This window comes from Bradyrhizobium sp. USDA 327 (genome assembly GCF_041262065.1).
Lineage (GTDB): Bacteria > Pseudomonadota > Alphaproteobacteria > Rhizobiales > Xanthobacteraceae > Bradyrhizobium > Bradyrhizobium liaoningense.
In genome coordinates, this window is sequence record NZ_JBGCCW010000001.1 from 276,041 (window position 1) to 293,794 (window position 17,754).

13 protein-coding genes and 2 pseudogenes are annotated in these 17,754 nt (G+C 58.3%); 10 read left to right on the forward strand and 5 right to left on the reverse strand.

Annotated features, from left to right (window positions below; all coding sequences use genetic code 11):
* Positions 1-295 precede the first annotated feature (295 nt).
* On the reverse strand, positions 296-712 hold the full coding sequence (locus tag ABIA42_RS01265) for an SET domain-containing protein (protein WP_011084680.1): 417 nt from the start codon (positions 710-712) through the stop codon (positions 296-298).
* 684 nt (positions 713-1,396) lie between these two features.
* Complete coding sequence (locus tag ABIA42_RS01270) at positions 1,397-2,725, reverse strand: hypothetical protein (RefSeq protein ID WP_011084682.1); 1,329 nt, start codon at positions 2,723-2,725, stop codon at positions 1,397-1,399.
* A gap of 1,406 nt (positions 2,726-4,131) precedes the next feature.
* Here ABIA42_RS01270 and ABIA42_RS01275 point away from each other — a divergent pair.
* The 3 genes and pseudogenes from ABIA42_RS01275 (at position 4,132) to rpoN (ending at position 10,395) form a co-directional block, all read left to right on the forward strand.
* Positions 4,132-4,745: pseudogene (locus ABIA42_RS01275) on the forward strand (J domain-containing protein).
* 1,100 nt (positions 4,746-5,845) lie between these two features.
* Positions 5,846-6,631 carry an autoinducer binding domain-containing protein gene (locus ABIA42_RS01280; RefSeq protein WP_370115775.1) on the forward strand — a complete coding sequence of 262 codons (786 nt, stop codon included), beginning with the start codon at positions 5,846-5,848 and terminating at the stop codon, positions 6,629-6,631.
* A 2,309-nt stretch (positions 6,632-8,940) separates the two neighbouring features.
* Positions 8,941-10,395, forward strand: coding sequence for an RNA polymerase factor sigma-54 (gene rpoN / locus ABIA42_RS01285; protein WP_011084688.1), 1,455 nt, complete (start codon positions 8,941-8,943; stop codon positions 10,393-10,395).
* Between the two features lie 684 nt (positions 10,396-11,079).
* Here rpoN and ABIA42_RS01290 read toward each other — a convergent pair.
* Complete coding sequence (locus tag ABIA42_RS01290; RefSeq protein ID WP_269465757.1) at positions 11,080-11,454, reverse strand: di-heme-cytochrome C peroxidase; 375 nt, start codon at positions 11,452-11,454, stop codon at positions 11,080-11,082.
* A 36-nt stretch (positions 11,455-11,490) separates the two neighbouring features.
* Here ABIA42_RS01290 and ABIA42_RS01295 point away from each other — a divergent pair, with 36 nt between their 5' ends.
* From ABIA42_RS01295 to ABIA42_RS01310, 4 genes and pseudogenes are all read left to right on the forward strand, one after another.
* Positions 11,491-11,661 (forward strand): hypothetical protein, encoded by a 171-nt coding sequence (locus ABIA42_RS01295; RefSeq protein ID WP_014497906.1) that lies wholly within the window; start codon positions 11,491-11,493, stop codon positions 11,659-11,661.
* A gap of 557 nt (positions 11,662-12,218) precedes the next feature.
* Positions 12,219-12,563, forward strand: coding sequence for a hypothetical protein (locus ABIA42_RS01300; RefSeq protein ID WP_014497905.1), 345 nt, complete (start codon positions 12,219-12,221; stop codon positions 12,561-12,563).
* The gene (locus ABIA42_RS01305) at positions 12,560-12,922 is read left to right on the forward strand and encodes a Wadjet anti-phage system protein JetD domain-containing protein (protein WP_026312353.1); all 363 of its coding nucleotides are present in this window, start codon (positions 12,560-12,562) and stop codon (positions 12,920-12,922) included. The genes ABIA42_RS01300 and ABIA42_RS01305 overlap by 4 nt, the downstream gene beginning before the upstream one ends.
* A gap of 79 nt (positions 12,923-13,001) precedes the next feature.
* Positions 13,002-13,257: pseudogene (locus tag ABIA42_RS01310) on the forward strand (IS5/IS1182 family transposase); the annotation flags it as partial.
* Positions 13,258-13,301: 44 nt separating this feature from the next.
* Here ABIA42_RS01310 and ABIA42_RS01315 read toward each other — a convergent pair.
* Positions 13,302-13,520: a hypothetical protein gene (locus tag ABIA42_RS01315; RefSeq protein WP_161966258.1), complete on the reverse strand. Its 219-nt coding sequence runs from the start codon at positions 13,518-13,520 to the stop codon at positions 13,302-13,304.
* Positions 13,521-13,878: 358 nt separating this feature from the next.
* On the opposite strand from ABIA42_RS01315, the gene ABIA42_RS01320 reads away from it, so the two are divergent.
* From ABIA42_RS01320 to ABIA42_RS01330, 3 genes are all read left to right on the forward strand, one after another.
* On the forward strand, positions 13,879-15,264 hold the full coding sequence (locus ABIA42_RS01320) for a sugar ABC transporter substrate-binding protein (RefSeq protein ID WP_011084694.1): 1,386 nt from the start codon (positions 13,879-13,881) through the stop codon (positions 15,262-15,264).
* A gap of 69 nt (positions 15,265-15,333) precedes the next feature.
* On the forward strand, positions 15,334-16,296 hold the full coding sequence (locus ABIA42_RS01325) for a carbohydrate ABC transporter permease (RefSeq protein ID WP_011084695.1): 963 nt from the start codon (positions 15,334-15,336) through the stop codon (positions 16,294-16,296).
* A gap of 12 nt (positions 16,297-16,308) precedes the next feature.
* Positions 16,309-17,163, forward strand: coding sequence for a carbohydrate ABC transporter permease (locus ABIA42_RS01330; protein ID WP_370115773.1), 855 nt, complete (start codon positions 16,309-16,311; stop codon positions 17,161-17,163).
* Positions 17,164-17,215: 52 nt separating this feature from the next.
* On the opposite strand, the gene ABIA42_RS01335 is transcribed toward ABIA42_RS01330, so the two are convergent.
* The gene (locus tag ABIA42_RS01335) at positions 17,216-17,497 is read right to left on the reverse strand and encodes a helix-turn-helix domain-containing protein (protein WP_080584305.1); all 282 of its coding nucleotides are present in this window, start codon (positions 17,495-17,497) and stop codon (positions 17,216-17,218) included.
* Positions 17,498-17,754: the final 257 nt, after the last annotated feature.

Genomic DNA, 17,754 nt, shown 5'->3' on the forward strand with positions numbered 1-17,754 from the left:
TGCGAGAACGGGCACATCCGCGGAGATCCGGCGTTGGGTAAGCTCTAGAGATGCAATGAAGTCCGCCTCGAGGAGATACCTCATCGAAAGCGCTCCCGCGACGGTGCGCCAAGGAGCTCTGCGCGCCAAGGGATGTCTGTCGAACAAGGCTCCGCTCGCAAAATCTTCTTGCTCGGTAAGGCAGCTAGAAAATTGGCCGAGTCGGTCGATGGCCACAACGAGTTGCCGAAAGTCTTGCCGGCGTAATTCGCCAACGGATCAAGTCGTCAGACCGCGAACTTGAATCCACCGTCGCCTAGCCCGTTGGGGCATCAAGATTCATGGATGGTTCTTCATTCCACGATACGTCACACCGTGGATCGAAAAATAAGTAATTGCAGGTCAGTTCTTCACCGGGTTGTACGTCACGGGCTGTGAAAACTCGGCGGTCGTCTTGGTATGTGTTTGGGCGGCTGCTGTGGTTCATGAAGCGGGCATTGTCAGCATTGTACTCGATAACACCATCGTAAGCCTTGTAGTCTCTTGGATAGGCATGCTTATCAAGTAGCGCTTGGAATGTTGGAGCTAGGGCTTCGTATTGTTCAGGCGTCACCGTGATGTCAACGATTGGGTTGTGAATCCAGATCAACGAACCTTTGGGCAAACGAGTCGCGGAGAAAAGTCCAATACCGCCAAACCTGTCTGGCTTCAAAATTGTGTCGACGATCAGCATTGAAGAAGTCTCCCGGAGTTACTACCCAGCAAACTAACTGACGTGAGCTGCGAAATCTGCTGCACGAATTGGTAGGCTCGTTTATCCGCGCCTCCATCACAATTTATGTCTTCTCCAGGCGTATTGGGCCGCCTGCTGCGGATCGCCTCCAGCGACAAGGCCGTGAGCTGGGAGGGCTGCAAGTCAGTCGCATTCCGAGCAAAGATCCGTGTCGATTATAGCGGCGAGCTCGTGTCGCACGATCATGACCTGTTACCAGCGCGACGGCGCGCTCGATGCTCTCGCGGCCCGGCAAGCCGCCGACAAGCCCTTCATCGCAGCTTCAAGAGCCGCCCGCGGGTGAATGCGTCAGTGCGTGCCCAGGCAACTGTGGATGTGGAGCAGATATTGCAGGCAAAGTGCGCGGGAGGCCGGCACTCGACTGCCGATTTCGCTGCACAACCGCCTCGAGGCAATCAACGTGATCACGCCGTAGTTAGCAAGAAAACGGAGGTAGAAGTTCGGCCCAACGAGGAGTTGCTAAGCGATGATGCTGGCAAGTCATCGACGCGAGCAGCGGACATCTGTGCTGCCCAGAACCGCGCCAACCTCGCAGGAGCAGCCGGAGCAAGCTATGGTCCAATAACAAGTCCAATTCCGGAACTATCTGGACGGGCTCCATGCGTTTGAGATGTCCCTCGGCGTCTACATTCGTGGGTGATGGATGAGCCGAAGGTCATCGGAGCCTCCGGGTCCGAAAAGGGCGGTGTAGCGCTCACCATGAATGTCGTATTGTTTTGTCGGATGCGCTTCGTCCGGCAGAAGGCCCCACTGGCCGAGTTTCGCCCGCATCGTGTCCGGCGCGGGTTGGGTGCCGTGCAAAAAAGTCTCGGGAACGGAGAATGATGCAGCGTAAATCTCGCGGGCCGCGGGGTACGTCCTCTGAGCCCTGGAGGACGCCGGAGCGGCTTGCTCAATCGACCGTCCAAAAAGCGATCGGGCGGTTCGATCCGTTGGCTGCAGGCTGGGCGGCAGAACGTTTTCCGGTCGAGATCCGAATTGAATGGTTGAGCCTGGCGGATTGAGTGGGGTGCTTCGCCTCATCGCCCCCGCAGGCACGAACAGCGCCGTGTAACGGTCATTGTGAACGATAAAACTGGTAGGTCGGCTGTCCTGGCTCGGCGGGACGTTGCTGCGCTCGTGCGCAGCGGACGCGTGCTGGTCGCCGTGCTGCGCGTTGAACGGACCAACGGCCGCTTCTGAGTCCAGGGCTTGGTGATGACCCTCGTTTGGTTCGAGAGATGACGATGGGCGAGCGTTATCCACCATGGCCCACAGCAGATCCTGATCGTAGACTTCCTCAGGAAGGACGAACCGGCTGCTGGCCAGAAGCGGTGCGCCGGCGTCTTCAATTAACTCGCGACCGGTTGAATTGCCGGGCTCGGTGCGCTGGCGCGCAGTGGCATTTTCTTCCGCCAGGCTTAGTGTCCTCTGCCTCTTCGTAGGTTGGCCGGTGTAATCCTCATCCACAACGACTTCGTGACCTGAGCTGGAAGCGACCGAGGCTAGCTCGTTTGCAGCCGGCCGGTAGGCGCCGCTCCAGCTGAAGTAACGAACGGCTTCTTCGGGATCCGGTGCCAGACCACCCGGGGCTGGCCGGTTGAGAGACGATGCTAGGATCGCTTCGCGTATCGGCTCTTGCCACGGATCCTGATCGTGACCTTGCGCAGTCAGTTCCTCCGGCCCACCCTGCGGCGCGCGATGCTGCGCAGCGGCGTCCTCGCGTCTGGTGACTGCGTGTTCGGGATGAGGACGGTCCGTGCTCTGGTGCTCAAGTCCCAATGCCTGGGCCAGTCTAAGGCCTTCTTCAGACAGATGAGGGTAGTAGGGATCATGAAAAACGGGATTCTCTGCGATTGTCGAGGTATCAAGCTGGGGCACTTCATCCAAGTAAGGCTCAAACTCCGCTTGCTGCTGTTGCGGTGCCGCGGCGTGGTCACGGTCGAGTGGGTTGATGCGGTTAAAAGGGTCCATGTCGACTCTCCGGTGGTTTGAGTCGGCTCGCAATGCCGATCCAATCGTGTCACTGTCTCACTCTATTAGGATCAGCTGTCGACAAGCTGACGTGCTTAGAGACTAACCGGAGTGCGATCTCAGCTCAGTCATTTCGCCGCAATCGCGACTGGTGACGAAGCCGAGCAGGCGGCATCGTTTTTGCCTGTTTGGGACGGGCTCAAATACTGTCGGCACTCTGACGCCGCGATGATCTCGGCAACTGATTGTGGCTCTTCGGTCATCCCAACGTCTCACGCTTGCTCAGCTTGCACAATCTAATACGGTTGGTGGCCGACAACGGTTCCTGGCTCGCATGTTCGTGTGCCGTACCGCGGCGGATGCTCTCGCTCGGATTGTGGTTCTCTGCTGGTGCTCGGCCGGCAAGACACAGAAAGCCAATAGGCTTTATATCGGCGATCCTTGTCCGGTAATCGCGGCCACGCACATATTTGGTGCGCTCGCAGTAAAGATGTCGAGTGCATGCTCCGCGACCGCGCCGGCTGGGCGCCGTTGAGACCCTCCATGGCCTTCTTCTTGCCGCTCAGAACCAGCTCGGGCTCTCTTTGATCGCCGGCGGACTTGTGCTGCGGCGCACGTATTTGCCCCGCGATCGATTGTTCAGGCCCCAAAAATCGCTAATAGCAAAAGATTCGCCGCATCCTTTCCAGCAGGGCCGATCGTGCCTCCTGAAATCGCGAGTCAACATACGGCCCGGCTAAGCAGGGGATCAAAGCTCCTGGTCGCCGCGCTCGGCTGGCAAAATCAAGTACGTGAAGCGGATCCAACCGGCGAGAGTCGCGCGCCCGGTCCTCACCTTGGGCCCGGCCGCCTCGATTGCGCCGATAGCTTTTGCGGTGTTGCGCGGCCATCCTTGGCCGCTTCATCTCGCCGGCGTCTCTGGAACGATTCCGTCGCGGCACCGGGCGAGCAGAACACGCGCTCTGTTGCGCAGAATTTGTAGCACGCATGATCAACCGCAGGCGGCTGAGCGAAGGGCAGGATGTTGATAGTCTCATTCTGGCCATATCGCCTCGTCGAGAAGTTCTCGCAAATTCACCATCCGCGTTGCTCCGCTGCTTCCCTAAGCGCGTCATCAGCCAGATTCCTGCATAGCTCCCGCTTTGTTCGTATTCACCCGGTCCCGTTCAAGACCTCGATGTGCAGAGCCCGACAGCACATTGCAATTGAATCGATCTGAGATCGCAAAGAGATGATTGTCTGAACCAAGCGCGCGAGTCCTGGCATGTCGATTGCTGGGAAGTGCTTGCTACACCATGCACTGAACTAGACGCAAAGGCCGAGTCAGATCCAACTTGCCGTCGAAACCAATTCTCTAGCTTAGAAGCGGCGCTGCTAACTGCCGCTCCGCCCAACGGAGCCAAGTCATGCTGAGCGACACATCCAAATTCTTCGCCTCCATTCGCATCAACAAGCAGGAAGCGCAGGAGGAGCGCCGGACCGCGGTGCGATGCGAATGGCCTGATTGCCAGAACAAGGCAACCCATCCCGCGCCAAAGGGCCGCCACAATGCGCGCGAATATTGGCACTTCTGCATCGAGCATGCTCGCGAATACAATCAGTCCTACAATTTCTTCTCCGGGATGGACGCCGAAGCGATCGCGCGCTACCAGAATGACGCGCTGACGGGCCATCGTCCAACTTGGAAAATCGGCGAGCCCATCAGCGCCCGCAAGATGACCGGCAGCCCGGCCCATTCCGAGGACGACTGCGATGCTTTTTGCATGCTCGCTGAGCTGAAGGGACGCGCCCGCGCGGGGCCAGGCCTGAGACGCGCAAGCTTTTCAATGCCAAGCGGAAAGCGTTGCAGGTGATGGGCCTGAATGTCGATGCGACGCTCGGAGATATCAAGGCGAGGTACAGGGCGATGGTCAAGAGGCACCACCCCGATGCCAATGGCGGCGACCGCTCTACGGAGCAGCGCCTGGTCGAGATCATCAAGGCCTACCATTACCTGAAGACCGTGGTGCGGGAGAGCTAACCCGGACACGACTTGAACGGCTTCACCTCACCCGCCATTCCATAGCCCTTCATCGTGTGAAGGCTGCACCCGAGCTGGCGTGTAACCCGCTTCAGACCCTAGGCCCGAGAGGCGCAACATTTCCGCCACGCCACAAGGAGTTCTATCAACCTGCTCCCGGACCGATCAACAACGAGCCTTTGTTTCTTTCCTCGTTCATTCGCTCTCTCCTCGGGTTTGCAAGGAGGGGGCAAGTCTTCACGACGCCGATGGGAAGTTCGCAAAGGCGAGCCACAGCGAAAGTTCGAAAGTGCCGTCCTCGACTGCTCGAAAAGCAGAGCCACACTAAACTGCTGCTCCGCTGCCCGCAGGAAGGTTGGTACTGGACTTGCCTCGCGCGTTAAGATGGCACTCAGGGAGTGCCATTCGCGCCCCGTCAATGCAGGTGAGACGGCAGGCCTTTAATCACGCTCTTGATCTATATCAAATTCTGTGTCGCGCATGAGACGTTGTCGCATGTTCGACGTATGTCACATCCGCTCAACCAGAGGAGACCATCTTTCTGCGAGTGCCCCTATTATGGGGGCAAGTTCTCCGATCGGCGAGTGGTGCGAGAATTGCTGTGCGCATCGGTGGTTCTTGGAAAGTCCTGAGGATCGCATGCACGCTGTCGTCCTCGTCAAGCAGCCATTTGTTGATGTCCGCGGGTGGTGGCCCAAAATGCGCAAGCACCTGAGGGCGCTGGACCCGTCCGGGTGTGGTGTGCCGAGCTGCGAACAGTTCCATGCCGACCTCGCTCCTTTGCGGTGGCGCTCGAGATGCCGGCATGTTCTTACGAGAAGTGCTGACCGTGTCCGCCGCAATCGTTGCATGATTTGCCAGCCGTTCTTTCGAGAGACTGGGGCACTGGCACCTTGGAGAGCAGCCCGACCGGTCAGCAGCGAACAAAGTCAGCTTCGCTTTGGCTCGACCTGCCAGCGTGCGTCAAGTCGCTCCGATTATCTTCTCGGAGCGTGCTGGGACCGTGTGAAACAGTTCTGGGCCGGCGCTTTCCTTTCGCGCGCGAGCTTTCAGCTGCAAGAAGCAAAGCCAACATCTGTGTAAGCAAACGGAAATAGAAAATGGATGACCAGTCGCACGGCAAAATGCCACTCGCTTCAAGCAGACGGGAAAGTCGCGGGCCCGACCTATTCAGCTTCATCGAGTGCGCTATACAGACAAGATCAATCGCAGCGCTGTTCGATCTTCTTGTGAATTTCGCGAGCAATGAAGGCTTTGATAAAGTCGCCTACGGAGCACTCTCCTGCTCCAATGAGCGTCGTTTGCCAGAGTATCTATCGCCCCCGCCAACTATAAACTTCCCGTCTGATTGGTGCCAACGCTATGCTGAACAAGAATATCAAGCGATCGACCCGGTGGTCCGGCGGACAGCAATGCTGCCAAGGCCCTTTCTTTGGGATGAACTAACCAGTCGATATGAACTGCAGCCCCGTGAGCCGCGCGTCTTACGCGAGGCCAAAGAAGCAGGCCTTAAGCATGGCATGAGCGTGCCATTGTTTGGATCGCAAGGCCGATCGGCTTTCGTATCGTTTGCATCTCCTTTCGATGATGCCGATCCACAGGATCGCATGGCTCATCTCACGACATTGGCGTCGGCGTTTCACAACGCTGTCGCGCAGATTACACCGCCGCTTGATGAGAGTTGCGAGACAGACATTCCGCTAACACCGCGAGAAACAGAGTGCCTATACTGGGTCGCAGAGGGGAAGTCAGCCTGGGTAATCGGGCAACTTGTTAACGTCACTGATAATACCGTCAATTTCCACATGAAGAACGTCATCAGAAAGCTAGGGGCGGCAAACCGGACAAATGCTGTAGCCAAAGCAACCCGGCGCGGCATCATTTAGCTCCGTACGCCTTCAAAGGAACGATCAAGGACCCTGCGTCGGCGGGCTCTTCCTTTGCGATTCATCTGCTGCGGTCGGGATAGCCGATCTCTAGTGGATTCGATCTCTAGTGGATTCAACGATGTACTTCAACGGAATTGGCTCAAACCAGATGACGGGGCAAGCGCATCCGGCGCGCGTGTCCGGTGTTTATCAGTGGCTGGCGTGGACCTAGGGGCGTCGGCGCTTCATGCAAGTCTCGCTGCGTCAGACTCGCCTGAGGCTGGATTTCCTAGTTCGGACAATGCAGGTCCTAGGCGGTAAATCGCATGCTTTGTCATACCGACCACGCGATCCCGGCGCTATTGATATGAAGTTCCATCCGTTTCAGATCGAGGATGTCGATCTGTTTGCCAGGAATCGCGCTGTTATAGGTTTTTGCAAGTAAGTGTTGCTAAACAGGCTGCTCAACGCAATGAACGGGTTGAAGCAACAATGACAACATCTTCATTCTCGCCACCAACCGTCTCGAGGCTCTCGAGGCTGCGCCAGCCGGCCGTCCCGGCCATATCAATCAGGCAACTGAGGTGCCGCTGCTCGATGCGACCGCCCGCGAAAGCTGGTTCGTCCCTATGGCAGGGGCTTGCCGCTGGACGAAGCCGTGATCGCTGAAGCCAGGCCCTTCACCTGAGCGGCAGCGCGGCCCTTATCGAGAAGTTGATGCTTCGCGTTGTGCAATCGAGGCTTGCCAGCTGCGGCAATGTCGGCGCGATTTCCACTAACATGAAGCTACCTGCCCGTGCGCAGCGAGTTCAATCGCGATGCGCATTGCATTGTGGCTATGGTGCGCGCCCCACAACTAGGCGCGTCCCAAGTTACCTATCGAAGGATTTGTGGTGAGGGGTCTCCAGCCGTCGACCTTGCGCATGTTGATCTGGCCGGGGGTGAGCAGGCCAGGACGGCATTGCCGCGGCGGCCGCTGATGGCAAACGGTCTTGATCTTGATCCGTCGCTCGAACTCCTCACGCGGCCGCTCAATTGCGTCGGTAGCCGGAATAAGATGTCGCGGCGCCAACTTCCGCTGCGGTGTTCTACAGCGCGGTGTATGGTGCTACCATCGGCGCAGAGGCAGCGGGAGCGCGAATGGCAGGTACGACGACGCGGGCGATGAGCCGGGGTTCGGCTCGGGAGCTTGCCTCTGCGACCCGGTGAGTTGTACCAAGAGCGCGAATTCTTCTTGTCGTTTCGCCGCAGCTCAGATGCCACTGAGGCGAGTGATTGGGGTCGGCATCCCACCGAAGCTTCGGAGAGGTGTTGTTTGGGGAGGCGGCAGGCTTCACCGGCAGCACCGATATGGCGAGGAGTGGGCCAACGCGCTGGCAAGACCCCGCTGGCCAGCGATGAAATGTTGCTCGAGGTCGTAGGAACATCATGGCGGTCTCGCGCGTGCGGACGCCTCTCGCGGAGCGAGTATGTCGGCCGGCCGCTGCAAGCAAGGCGACTGGCGCAGGGCTCTCGACCAAACCGACAAGATCGTCCCGCTCAGCGGCCAAGCGGAGGAAACTAACTGTCCCAGATTTGATGCGTCAGAGGCCCCAGATTCGTCATCCCGAATACGTTGGAACTTTCGGCAGGATAAGCCGAAGAGCAGGCCAATATATGCCCGCTATTCGAACTTCTGCCGATTTGCGTCAGCAACCCGGACAAGAGACTCTTCTCGACGCACATGGGGCAGACGCTAGCGGCCAACAAGCGGCAGGCGTTGGGCAGCTGAATGGTGATCGCCTCGCAATCGCGTTTGACGCAATAGCGATCTTGCGGCCGGTTCAACCCGCTACCTCAACTATTTTCGACTGCCAGCCCTAGTGCCAATTCGTTTGCGCAACTTCCTTCCACGATCGGCTTCGAAGTTCGCGCTAATTCGAGCGTGCAGCAAGGCTCGACAGCGAGGGACTGTCTGAGTGGCGGCAGGCACTGATCCTGAGCCCCGCGCAGCTGTTGCCGGCGCTCCTGCGGGAGGGTGGAGGATCGCGGCTACGCGCAGAACTCACCGAAACTGCCGGGGACTGCAAGTCCTTGATAGGAGTATCGCCACGGGAAGCTGTCCTGTTTGTTGATGCCCTCGCGTCACAGTGCCGCATCCGAATTCCTAGTCCTCTCATCTCGCGCACAATGGGGATTGACGAGGGAGCTCCGACTGAGTGTCGGATTCCGTTGTTCGCTGCCTTCATCTCACCTCGCATCCGCTTTTGCGCGACATCAAAGCGCTTAGATCAGCTCCTGACTAGATGAGCAAAACGCAGACCAACTTCAGTAACGGTTCTTGCTTCATGGCGCTCACGCAAAGATTAGAGTTCCGGCAATCCCAGTCGCTGGTCATGTCGCCGCAGCTGATGCAGGCGATCAAGCTGCTGCAATTATCTAATCTCGACCTCATGACCTTCGTGGAGGAAGAGCTGGAGTGTAATCCGCTGCTCGAGCGTGCCAGTGACGATGCAGCTGGGGCCGAAGCCCCGACTGAGGTCGATCAGGTCAGCGGCGATCAGCTGGCCGAGGCCCAAGTGCGCGACGCCCGGGATGGCGCCATGACCACCTATACCGAATGGGGTGGCGGCGGCTCGGGTGACGAAGACTACAATCTCGAAGCGTTTGTCGCGTCCGAGACAACATTGTCCGACCACCTGGCCGAACAACTGTCGGTCGCATTCACCGCGCCGGCGCAGCGCATGATCGGGCAGTATCTGATCGATCTCGTCGACGAAGCCGGCTATCTGCCGCCGGATCTCGGCCAGGCCGCCGAGCGGCTCGGCGCAACGCAGGAGGATGTCGAGCACGTTCTTGCCGTCCTGCAGGAGTTCGATCCGCCCGGCGTCTGTGCGCGTAACTTGCGCGAGTGCCTGGCGATCCAGCTCCGCGAGCTCGATAGATACGATCCGGCGATGCAGGCCCTCGTCGAGCATCTCGATCTCCTCGCCAAGCGCGACATCGCGAGCTTGCGCAAGCTCTGCGGCGTCGACGACGAGGACATCGCCGACATGATCGACGAGCTCCGCCGGCTCAGTCCCAAGCCGGGCATGAAGTTCGGGTCGGCGCGGCTGCAGACGATGGTACCCGACGTCTATGTCCGTCCGGCTCCTGATGGCGGCTGGCATGTCGAGCTCAACAGCGACACCTTGCCGCGCGTGCTGGTCAACCAGACCTATTATTCCAAGCTGTCGAAGAAGATCGGCAAGGACGTCGATAAGTCCTACTTCAACGACGCGCTGCAGAACGCGACCTGGCTGGTGCGCGCGCTCGACCAGCGCGCCCGCACCATCCTGAAAGTTGCGACCGAGATCGTGCGTCAGCAGGACGGCTTCTTTACCCTTGGTGTTGCGCATTTGCGGCCGCTGAATCTAAAGGCCGTTGCCGAGGCCATCCAGATGCATGAATCCACGGTGTCGCGCGTCACCGCCAACAAATACATGGCAACAAATCGCGGCACATTCGAGTTGAAATATTTCTTCACGGCATCGATCCCTTCGGCGGATGGCGGTGAGGCGCATTCCGCTGAAGCGGTGCGTCACCGCATCAAGCAGCTGATCGAATCCGAAGAGCCGTCAGCGGTTCTGTCCGATGACGCGATCGTTGAGCGCCTGCGAGTCTCGGGCATTGATATTGCCCGCCGCACGGTCGCGAAGTACCGCGAAGCCATGCGCATTCGGTCCTCGGTGCAGCGCCGCCGCGACAATATGTGGTCAACGATGAACAGTAGAGCATCGGGCGGAACTGGCCTCGATAAATAAACCCCCAGCTGTCGATTTAATCCGGAAGCGTAGCTTTGGAGGTCTCTGAAAGCGGGCCTTTGGAGCGAGATTGTTGATGGTGATGGAAGGAAGCTTCTGGCGCGGCATTTGAGGAGAGGTAGTATAGGCCGACTGCCGTCTAAGAGGGGCGAGCGTTTTCAGAGGCTCCGTCGGCGCCAAGCTCTTATTCCTCCCAAGTCCTCGCCTTGGCTTATTGTCGGCCGATATACGGCCCCGATCGGTAGCAGCCGGCTGATCTCGCACGCCAATGATCGCCACCACCTCTTCCGCGATAACTTTCCGGTTCGTTGCTACGCTGCACAACAAGGTTGTAGGGCGAATTATTGGCTTAACCATAATAGCTCGGCGCTAAATGTTGTAAAAACTACACTTGGAGCGCCCAGATTTTGGAAAATGAACAGGTTTTCGAGTGCGCAACTGTAGCCGCGCCCAGCATCGCCAAGTGCGGTTGGGCGGGATCGTCAGGATTGCGCCAAGTCGGGGCTGCTTAGGACCGGCGAGCTCATGGCGGCTTCAAGACAATCGACGACGTCCCGGCAGGAGGGACACATGACCTGGCTGAGCAGGGACAATCTGCCGAATGGCACGTGTTCTGACGAGGCGCATTCGAACTCGGCGGAAGCTAGCGACGCCGGCACACAAGTCGGCGTCGAACGCCATCGCTCATAGAGTCTTGAGATATTCGACAAGCGCTCGCCGTTCGGCGTCGGTCAACTCTGGTCCGATGATGCCGGGCGGCAGTTTCCTTAAGTCGGTTTCCTTACCCTCGAAAGAATGTCCGCGATTGCTGTTCCCAAGCAGCGACACATCGAAGTTCGTCAGACCGGCCGCACAGCTTTCGGACGACTGTGCTTTCGTCGCGAGCCCGACGTTGACCGGGTCGAACGCACGGCTGCCTACGCAAAACGACATCGGCCGCTTGGCGTGCGGCACCAGCATGTCTCTCAGGGTCGGAACAGACCCGTTGTGCAGATAAGGAGCTGTTGCCCAAACACCGTCCAATGGTCGCGCCCGGTACTGAGTGAAAAGCTGTCCCAGCTATTTAGGTTCATCGAGGGTACGATCAAGCATGTCATGCCGACCATCGTTGCCGAGATCGCCTATCAAAGCCTTGGAAGCGAAAAGCTGGTTGATTTTATCGATGAGCAGATACGCAGCGAGAAGACATCTGCAATTCGCACGCTGCTCTGCTCTTTCATGTTGCTCGAGATCGACTCGTTCCCTAGCTATAACCAGGATAAGTGAGTTTTACGAATCGGAAGATACGCCACGGTGGGTGACAGCTGTCATAACCGAGCGCCTGTACAGCTATTATCGGCAACGACCTCTGGCGGGCGCAACACGCAAAAAATTTGAGGAACTTGTTGTGACGCTAGAAATGCGCTTGGCCGGTAAATCTCGTCCAAGAGTTCGAGGAAATTATTTATCCGCCTTGAAGAAGAAGGCATTCAAAGAACCAAAGTCCTAAACTCTTATTCTGGATGAAGCGCCTCCTACAGTCAAAGATCGAGCCATGTCGCTGGACTTGCGGCGCGGATGGGGCGGCGGACTCGATCATGGCCATGGATCGCCTCAAGGGTCGCGCATGGCAACCGAAAGGCTACCATACGCCGGCCAGCTGATCGTTAGGGTCGCGCCGGGCGGCGATCATGGTTCGATGAACGCCGCTGCGCGCGGATCACGCCCGGCCTGCCTTGACCAGATCGAACCACCGCTTCAGGTGCGGATGCGCGCACCAGTCGATCCGTCGTTGATCGACCGGGAGCGGTAGCCCGCGGGTCGCTTCGTCCGATGTCGATACGTTGCGCCACGCCTTCGATCTCGCCCAGGCCATCCTGGACAACAAGCATCTCGACGTGGACTATAAGACCTTCTCGCGACGGACGGTGAGGCACAGCAAGACGCTGGAACGCGTTGAAGGCGTCGTGGTTCGGCTCCTGAGTGGCGTCCTCGAGTTTCCTCCGGGCGCGCGGCCCCGCGAGGCACTGCGGGCGATCGGGCTGGAACGCTTTGCCCCGCCGCTGCTGATCGCGGGTAAGATCGATCTTCTTGGGGCCGATCTCTCCGGAGCCACTCCGCTCATCTCGGGATCGCGCCTAAGGAGGCAGATCATGTCCGCTTCCGGGAGCCGCCGGCGTATGTTTTGACGATCGAAAACTTGGCAAGCTTCAACAGGCACGTCGCCGAGGCCGACGCCGCTCGACTGGGTGCTACGCTGTATGTTGGCGGGTATCCCTCGCTTGCCAGCCAACAGGCCCTGCGCACGATCTCGGCAATGGTGTCCGAACAAACCCCGATCTTTCACTGGTCGGATATCGATCCGGACGGCACCTGGATATTCCACACGATGGAGCGCGCCGTCGGACGACCGATCCTGCCGCATCTCGGGGCGGGCGCCGACCAAAAAGTCCGCACCCGCTCGTTGCCCACCAAACTCCGGCATCGCTTCACTGGCGGCATACTTGGCCAAAGATGGATCCAAGATCCTCGAGCAGGAGGAGCTTGATCCGATTCTTCCTACGCCCACGTAGGCGTTCGGACTGACGAGGGCGCCAGCTTGCGTAACGGGCACGCTTGGCCATTGACGTAAGCGGCTCGGTGACAAGCTGGAGCTCTTGCTGGCCGAGAGCTTGAGGGGGCGCATGAGACCGGCGCGTTGCGGACGCGCGATCTCAAGCAGCGACGGTGGAGACCACCGTTCAGCCCAAGACCATCACCTCCCGACCGATGCCAAGCTGGAATATGCGGCGATTAACCAATCGGCTGGCCCGCGAGTGCGGCCTTAAGTTGCGGCAATCTTATCTGCGCATCGGCTCAGGCGCCTCTCAGTCATCGAGCCGTGAATGGCCACATGAAGAGCGACGGGCATCTCGGTCGCTGCCATCTCAAAGGGCCGGGAGGGGGACGCCGCCAACATCGCCTTCACCGCCGTCGACCACAATCTCCGCCTCACCCTCAGCCTGGCTGAGGCTTTCGTTGGGCCTAATCCGCAACGCCTTGTTGCTGATGCTCGCGGTCGCGCTCGAGCTTCGTCCTGCAATATGGCGGGTTGAGAGACCAGATTGTTTGCGGATCGAGAAAGGTTGCGGCAATGCATCAAGCACTCGTCCCTCTTAAAAGCAGCACAATCAAGAACAAGATCGAGGCGTCCGTGCCGCAAGGTGAGATTAACAGAGGGATTCGAACGAGCTACTATGCATCAGCTCGGGCGGTTGGCCCGGCTCGGCCCTCGTTTGTAGGCTGGCTGCGCGGGGTCTGAACATGGGCCTGCATTGATCATCTCCCCATGGCTTTTGCAACGGCTGCTGTAACGCTGTTTTCTTGACTTACCCAAAAATACCCAACTTCGATCTGAATGGGTGCATAAGGGCGGAAAATCACGGCTAGCGTTACCAACACTCGCGGCCCTGGAAGACGACAGGCACGTGAACTTGAGGGCCGAAGAGCCCAGAGGAGGGACCAATGCCAAGGACGCTAGCCGCACCGCGCGGCCATTCTTACCATTTCGTCAAAGCCGCTCTGATTTGCTCAACTCTCTTGTCCGGTGCGGCCGCATCTTTCGGCCAGGCCAAAGCGGAGGATATCAACTGGCGCCAGTTCGAGGGCGCTTCGATCGTTTGGGCTTACGACATCCATCCATATGCTGACGCGGTTGCAGCACAGCTTCCTGAGTTCGAGAAGTTGACGGGCATCAAGGTGACGCCCGAGCTTTATCCGGACGATGCCTATTGGAATAAGCTGACCATCCAGCTGAGCACAAAATCGCCCTCGTGGGATGTCGTCGGCACAGGAATTCAACCGGCTTGGGATCTTGCGCCCGGTCAACTGCTTGAGCCGCTCGACCGCTATCTGAACGACCCTAAGCTCACATCGGCAAGCTATGACTACAAGGACTTCTTCCCCGCATTGCGTGACGCGCTGACTTGGCAAGTCAATGGCGGGCAGATCGAACCGGGCCGGGGTCAGGTGTGGGCCATCCCGCACGGGTTCGAAAACATCCAATTGTTCTACCGTAAGGACATTCTTGACAAACACGGTATCAAGGTTCCGACAACCCCGCCGGAAATGTCGGCGGCATGCGAAAAGCTAAAATCTGCCGATCCCGCGATCACGCCCCTGGGTGTGCGAGGAGTGCGCTTTTGGAGCAGCATCCACACGGCCGCGATCTCAATCGCCAAGTCCTATGGTGTACACGACTTCGTCGTCAAGGACGGCAAGTTGGAAACCGGTCTCAATTCTCCCGAGTCGATCGCCTTCCACAAAGACTACGTGGAGATGATCAAGAGGTGTGCTGCCCCATCCTTTGCCAACGACAACTGGTACCAAGTGGTCGATGGCATCAATTCGGGTCGGACAGCGATGGCGATCGATTCTAACATGTTCGGGTTCTGGAACGATGTTGCCGGCAAGCCCGCTTCGGGCAAGATTGCCTTCGCTCCGCCACTGCGAGCTCCGAACGGCAAGACTTTCGAATCGAACATCTGGATCTGGTCCCTGGCCATGAATGCTGCTTCCCAGAAAAAGGGAGCGGCCTGGCTCTTCATTCAGTGGGCGACGTCAAAGCAGGTCGAGCTGAACGGTGCCATCGCCGGCAAGCTCGTCAACTCGCCGCGCGCTTCGACCTGGAGCGACAAGGTTTGGCTCGACTATGCGGCTAAACCGGAATTCACAAATTTCGTGGATACCTTCAAGAGTGTTCAGGACCGGGCTGCGCTCGCCTTTACGCCGCGCGTAGGGTTTGCCGAGGCCATGAACGCCTGGGCAGTTGCCATGCAGAAGATGGTTAATGGTGCGGACGTGAAGGCGACATTGGCCGACCTCGCCTCCGAGATTCGCTCCTCCATGTAAGGCAACCGGGGAGCGGCATCACCGGATTGCCGCCTCCACTACCCCCGCGTATCTTTCGAGAAGTGAGCGATGAACCTTCGAGGCATCGACGCAACCGTGATGCTACAATCATCGGTAGGCCAACTGGCACCGCCCAAAAAAGAGCAGGTGCAAAGCGCCGGGCAGCATGCTCTTGACTGGTGGAGCCTTGCTGCGATTGCTCCCGCGATCATCATACTGCTCGGATTTCTTTTTCTGTTTTTCTATGGCGTCTTCCAATCGCTGACCGATCTCAAGTTTGGCCGTCCCCTGGTTCGTTTCATTGGGGTCACCAACTATGAAGTGGCAATCAAGACTCAAGATTTCTGGAACAGCATGCGGGCGACCACGGTGTATGCCTGCTCCGCGGTCCTCGCGGAAGCGTTCTCTGGGCTTGCGCTCGCCAAATTGTTCGCAAGCCGCGTGTTTCTTGCACAATTGATGCGGCCTGTCATTCTCCTTCCGTTGGTATTGCCGCCCATGAGCGTCGCCCTGATGTGGACCACAATGATGGATCCACAAAACGGGATTCTGAACTATTTGCTTTCGCTCGTCGGGATCGGCCGCTTCGCCTGGATTTCGGACGCCGGTACGGCGATGTTCTCGCTAGTTCTCATCGACATATGGACTTACACACCATTTTTTGCGCTCATCATCTTCGCCGGTTTGCAGGGCATTAACGAGGAGATCAGAGAAGCCGCGCGGATCAATGGCGCTAAGGGTTGGGCGACGTTCCTCCATATTGAGCTTCCACTCATTGCACCGTATATCCTGATCGCCGCAGTCTTTCGGCTGATCGAGTCGCTCAATCAGTTCGATATCATCTTCGGAACAACCCAGGGCGGTCCAGGTGACAGTACCTCCGTGCTCTCGGTTCGCGCCTACATCACAGCCTTTCAAAACCTCGCCTTCGGGCGTGGTGCCGCGCTCATGGTTGTCAACTGGTTGATCGTGCTTCTCGGGACCTTGGCCATGGTAAAATTGTGGCGGTTGGTTCGGCAGCGCGTAAGCTAGAGGAGGCTGGCAATGCGCTTCAAACGCTTAACGCCCGCAAGCTTGTTCCTTAATGGACTGGTTGTTGTCTGTACGCTCATCCTGACATTTCCCCTGGTCTGGATCGTGATGATGTCGCTGAAGCAGCAGGCCGAGGTCATGACCTTGCCGCCGCGCTTTGTCTTCACTCCAACATTTGAAAACTTCCGCGTTTTGTTCGATGCCGCCCAGGCCGGGGCGACAAGCTACGGCACCATCAAGGTTGATTTCCTGACGCCGGTCGCCAATAGCGTCGTGATATCGCTTGGCGCGGTGCTCGTATCGCTGATCGCCGGCGTACCCGCAGGTTACGTCTTGGCAAGACGTGATATCCCTAGGAAGGAGGACATCGCGTTCTTCATTCTGGGCTTCCGCTTCGCGCCGGCACTCCTTGTCGTTATACCGCTGTTCAGCGTGTTCCAAACAGTTGGCCTTTATGACACTTATCTCGGCATGATCTGGGTTTATCAGGTCGTCACGCTGCCAATGATCATCTGGCTAAGCCGATCATATATCGAGGACATCCCAAAGGACATTGAGGAGGCGGCGGCCATGGATGGTGCAAAGCCGTTCCGTGTAGTCTGGCACATCGTTCTTCCGCTTCTAAAGCCCGGCCTAATCGGCGCTTCATTGCTCATTTTCTTGCTTGCCTGGCACAATTTCGCTCTCGGCCTGATCCTCAGTTCGACGAAAGCACCGGTCACCGTGGCCCTGCTCAAGCTGCTTAATCCAGGCGTTCAGTTCTATCCGGTCATGGCTGCGGGTTTGGTGGTGACCATGATTGTGCCGATCGGGATTGCCGCGAATCAGGGGGCGGCCGCGCACAAAATCCGCCTCGGAGCGCATTGATGCTTGGCCACCGCACAAGATCGGCCTCAATGGCTCGGTGTTGTCAGGGGGGCTAGGTCCTTTTGCGGCGTGCCGGCTTCGGCTTGCGACCTTTACGTAAGGTAGCAGGTGGCGGCGCCCCCTTGGATGGCCGAACAAACAGCTCGGAGACAGCAACGCCGAGCGTCTTGGCAAGGCGATCGAGAAGATCAATTGTGGGGTTTGCCTGTTGGCGCTCAAGTCCGCTCATATAGGAGCGATCAATACCTGCATCGTAGGCCAATTGCTCTTGCGGAATACCGCGCTCGACGCGGATCCGGCGCACATTGTATGCCACAAGCGCACGAGCTCTCATGCGCGAAGGCAGCCATTTCGATGGTCATCAAACCACTGGCTATAACCGACATAAAAACATCACAAAACTGCGCGGGTTTTGCCGGCGCTGACCCGAGCGCCGTCGTTCCGCCGGCTCGGCGGCCGTTCGATTCCGCTGCCCATTTGCGCTATCAGCCTCGAGCCAAACGCAATAGATGCTGACTGACAGGGCCCGATAGTCTTCCATTCAACGAAATGGAGTGGTAGCCCGACGAACGTGCCGCCCCAACCCGTCGA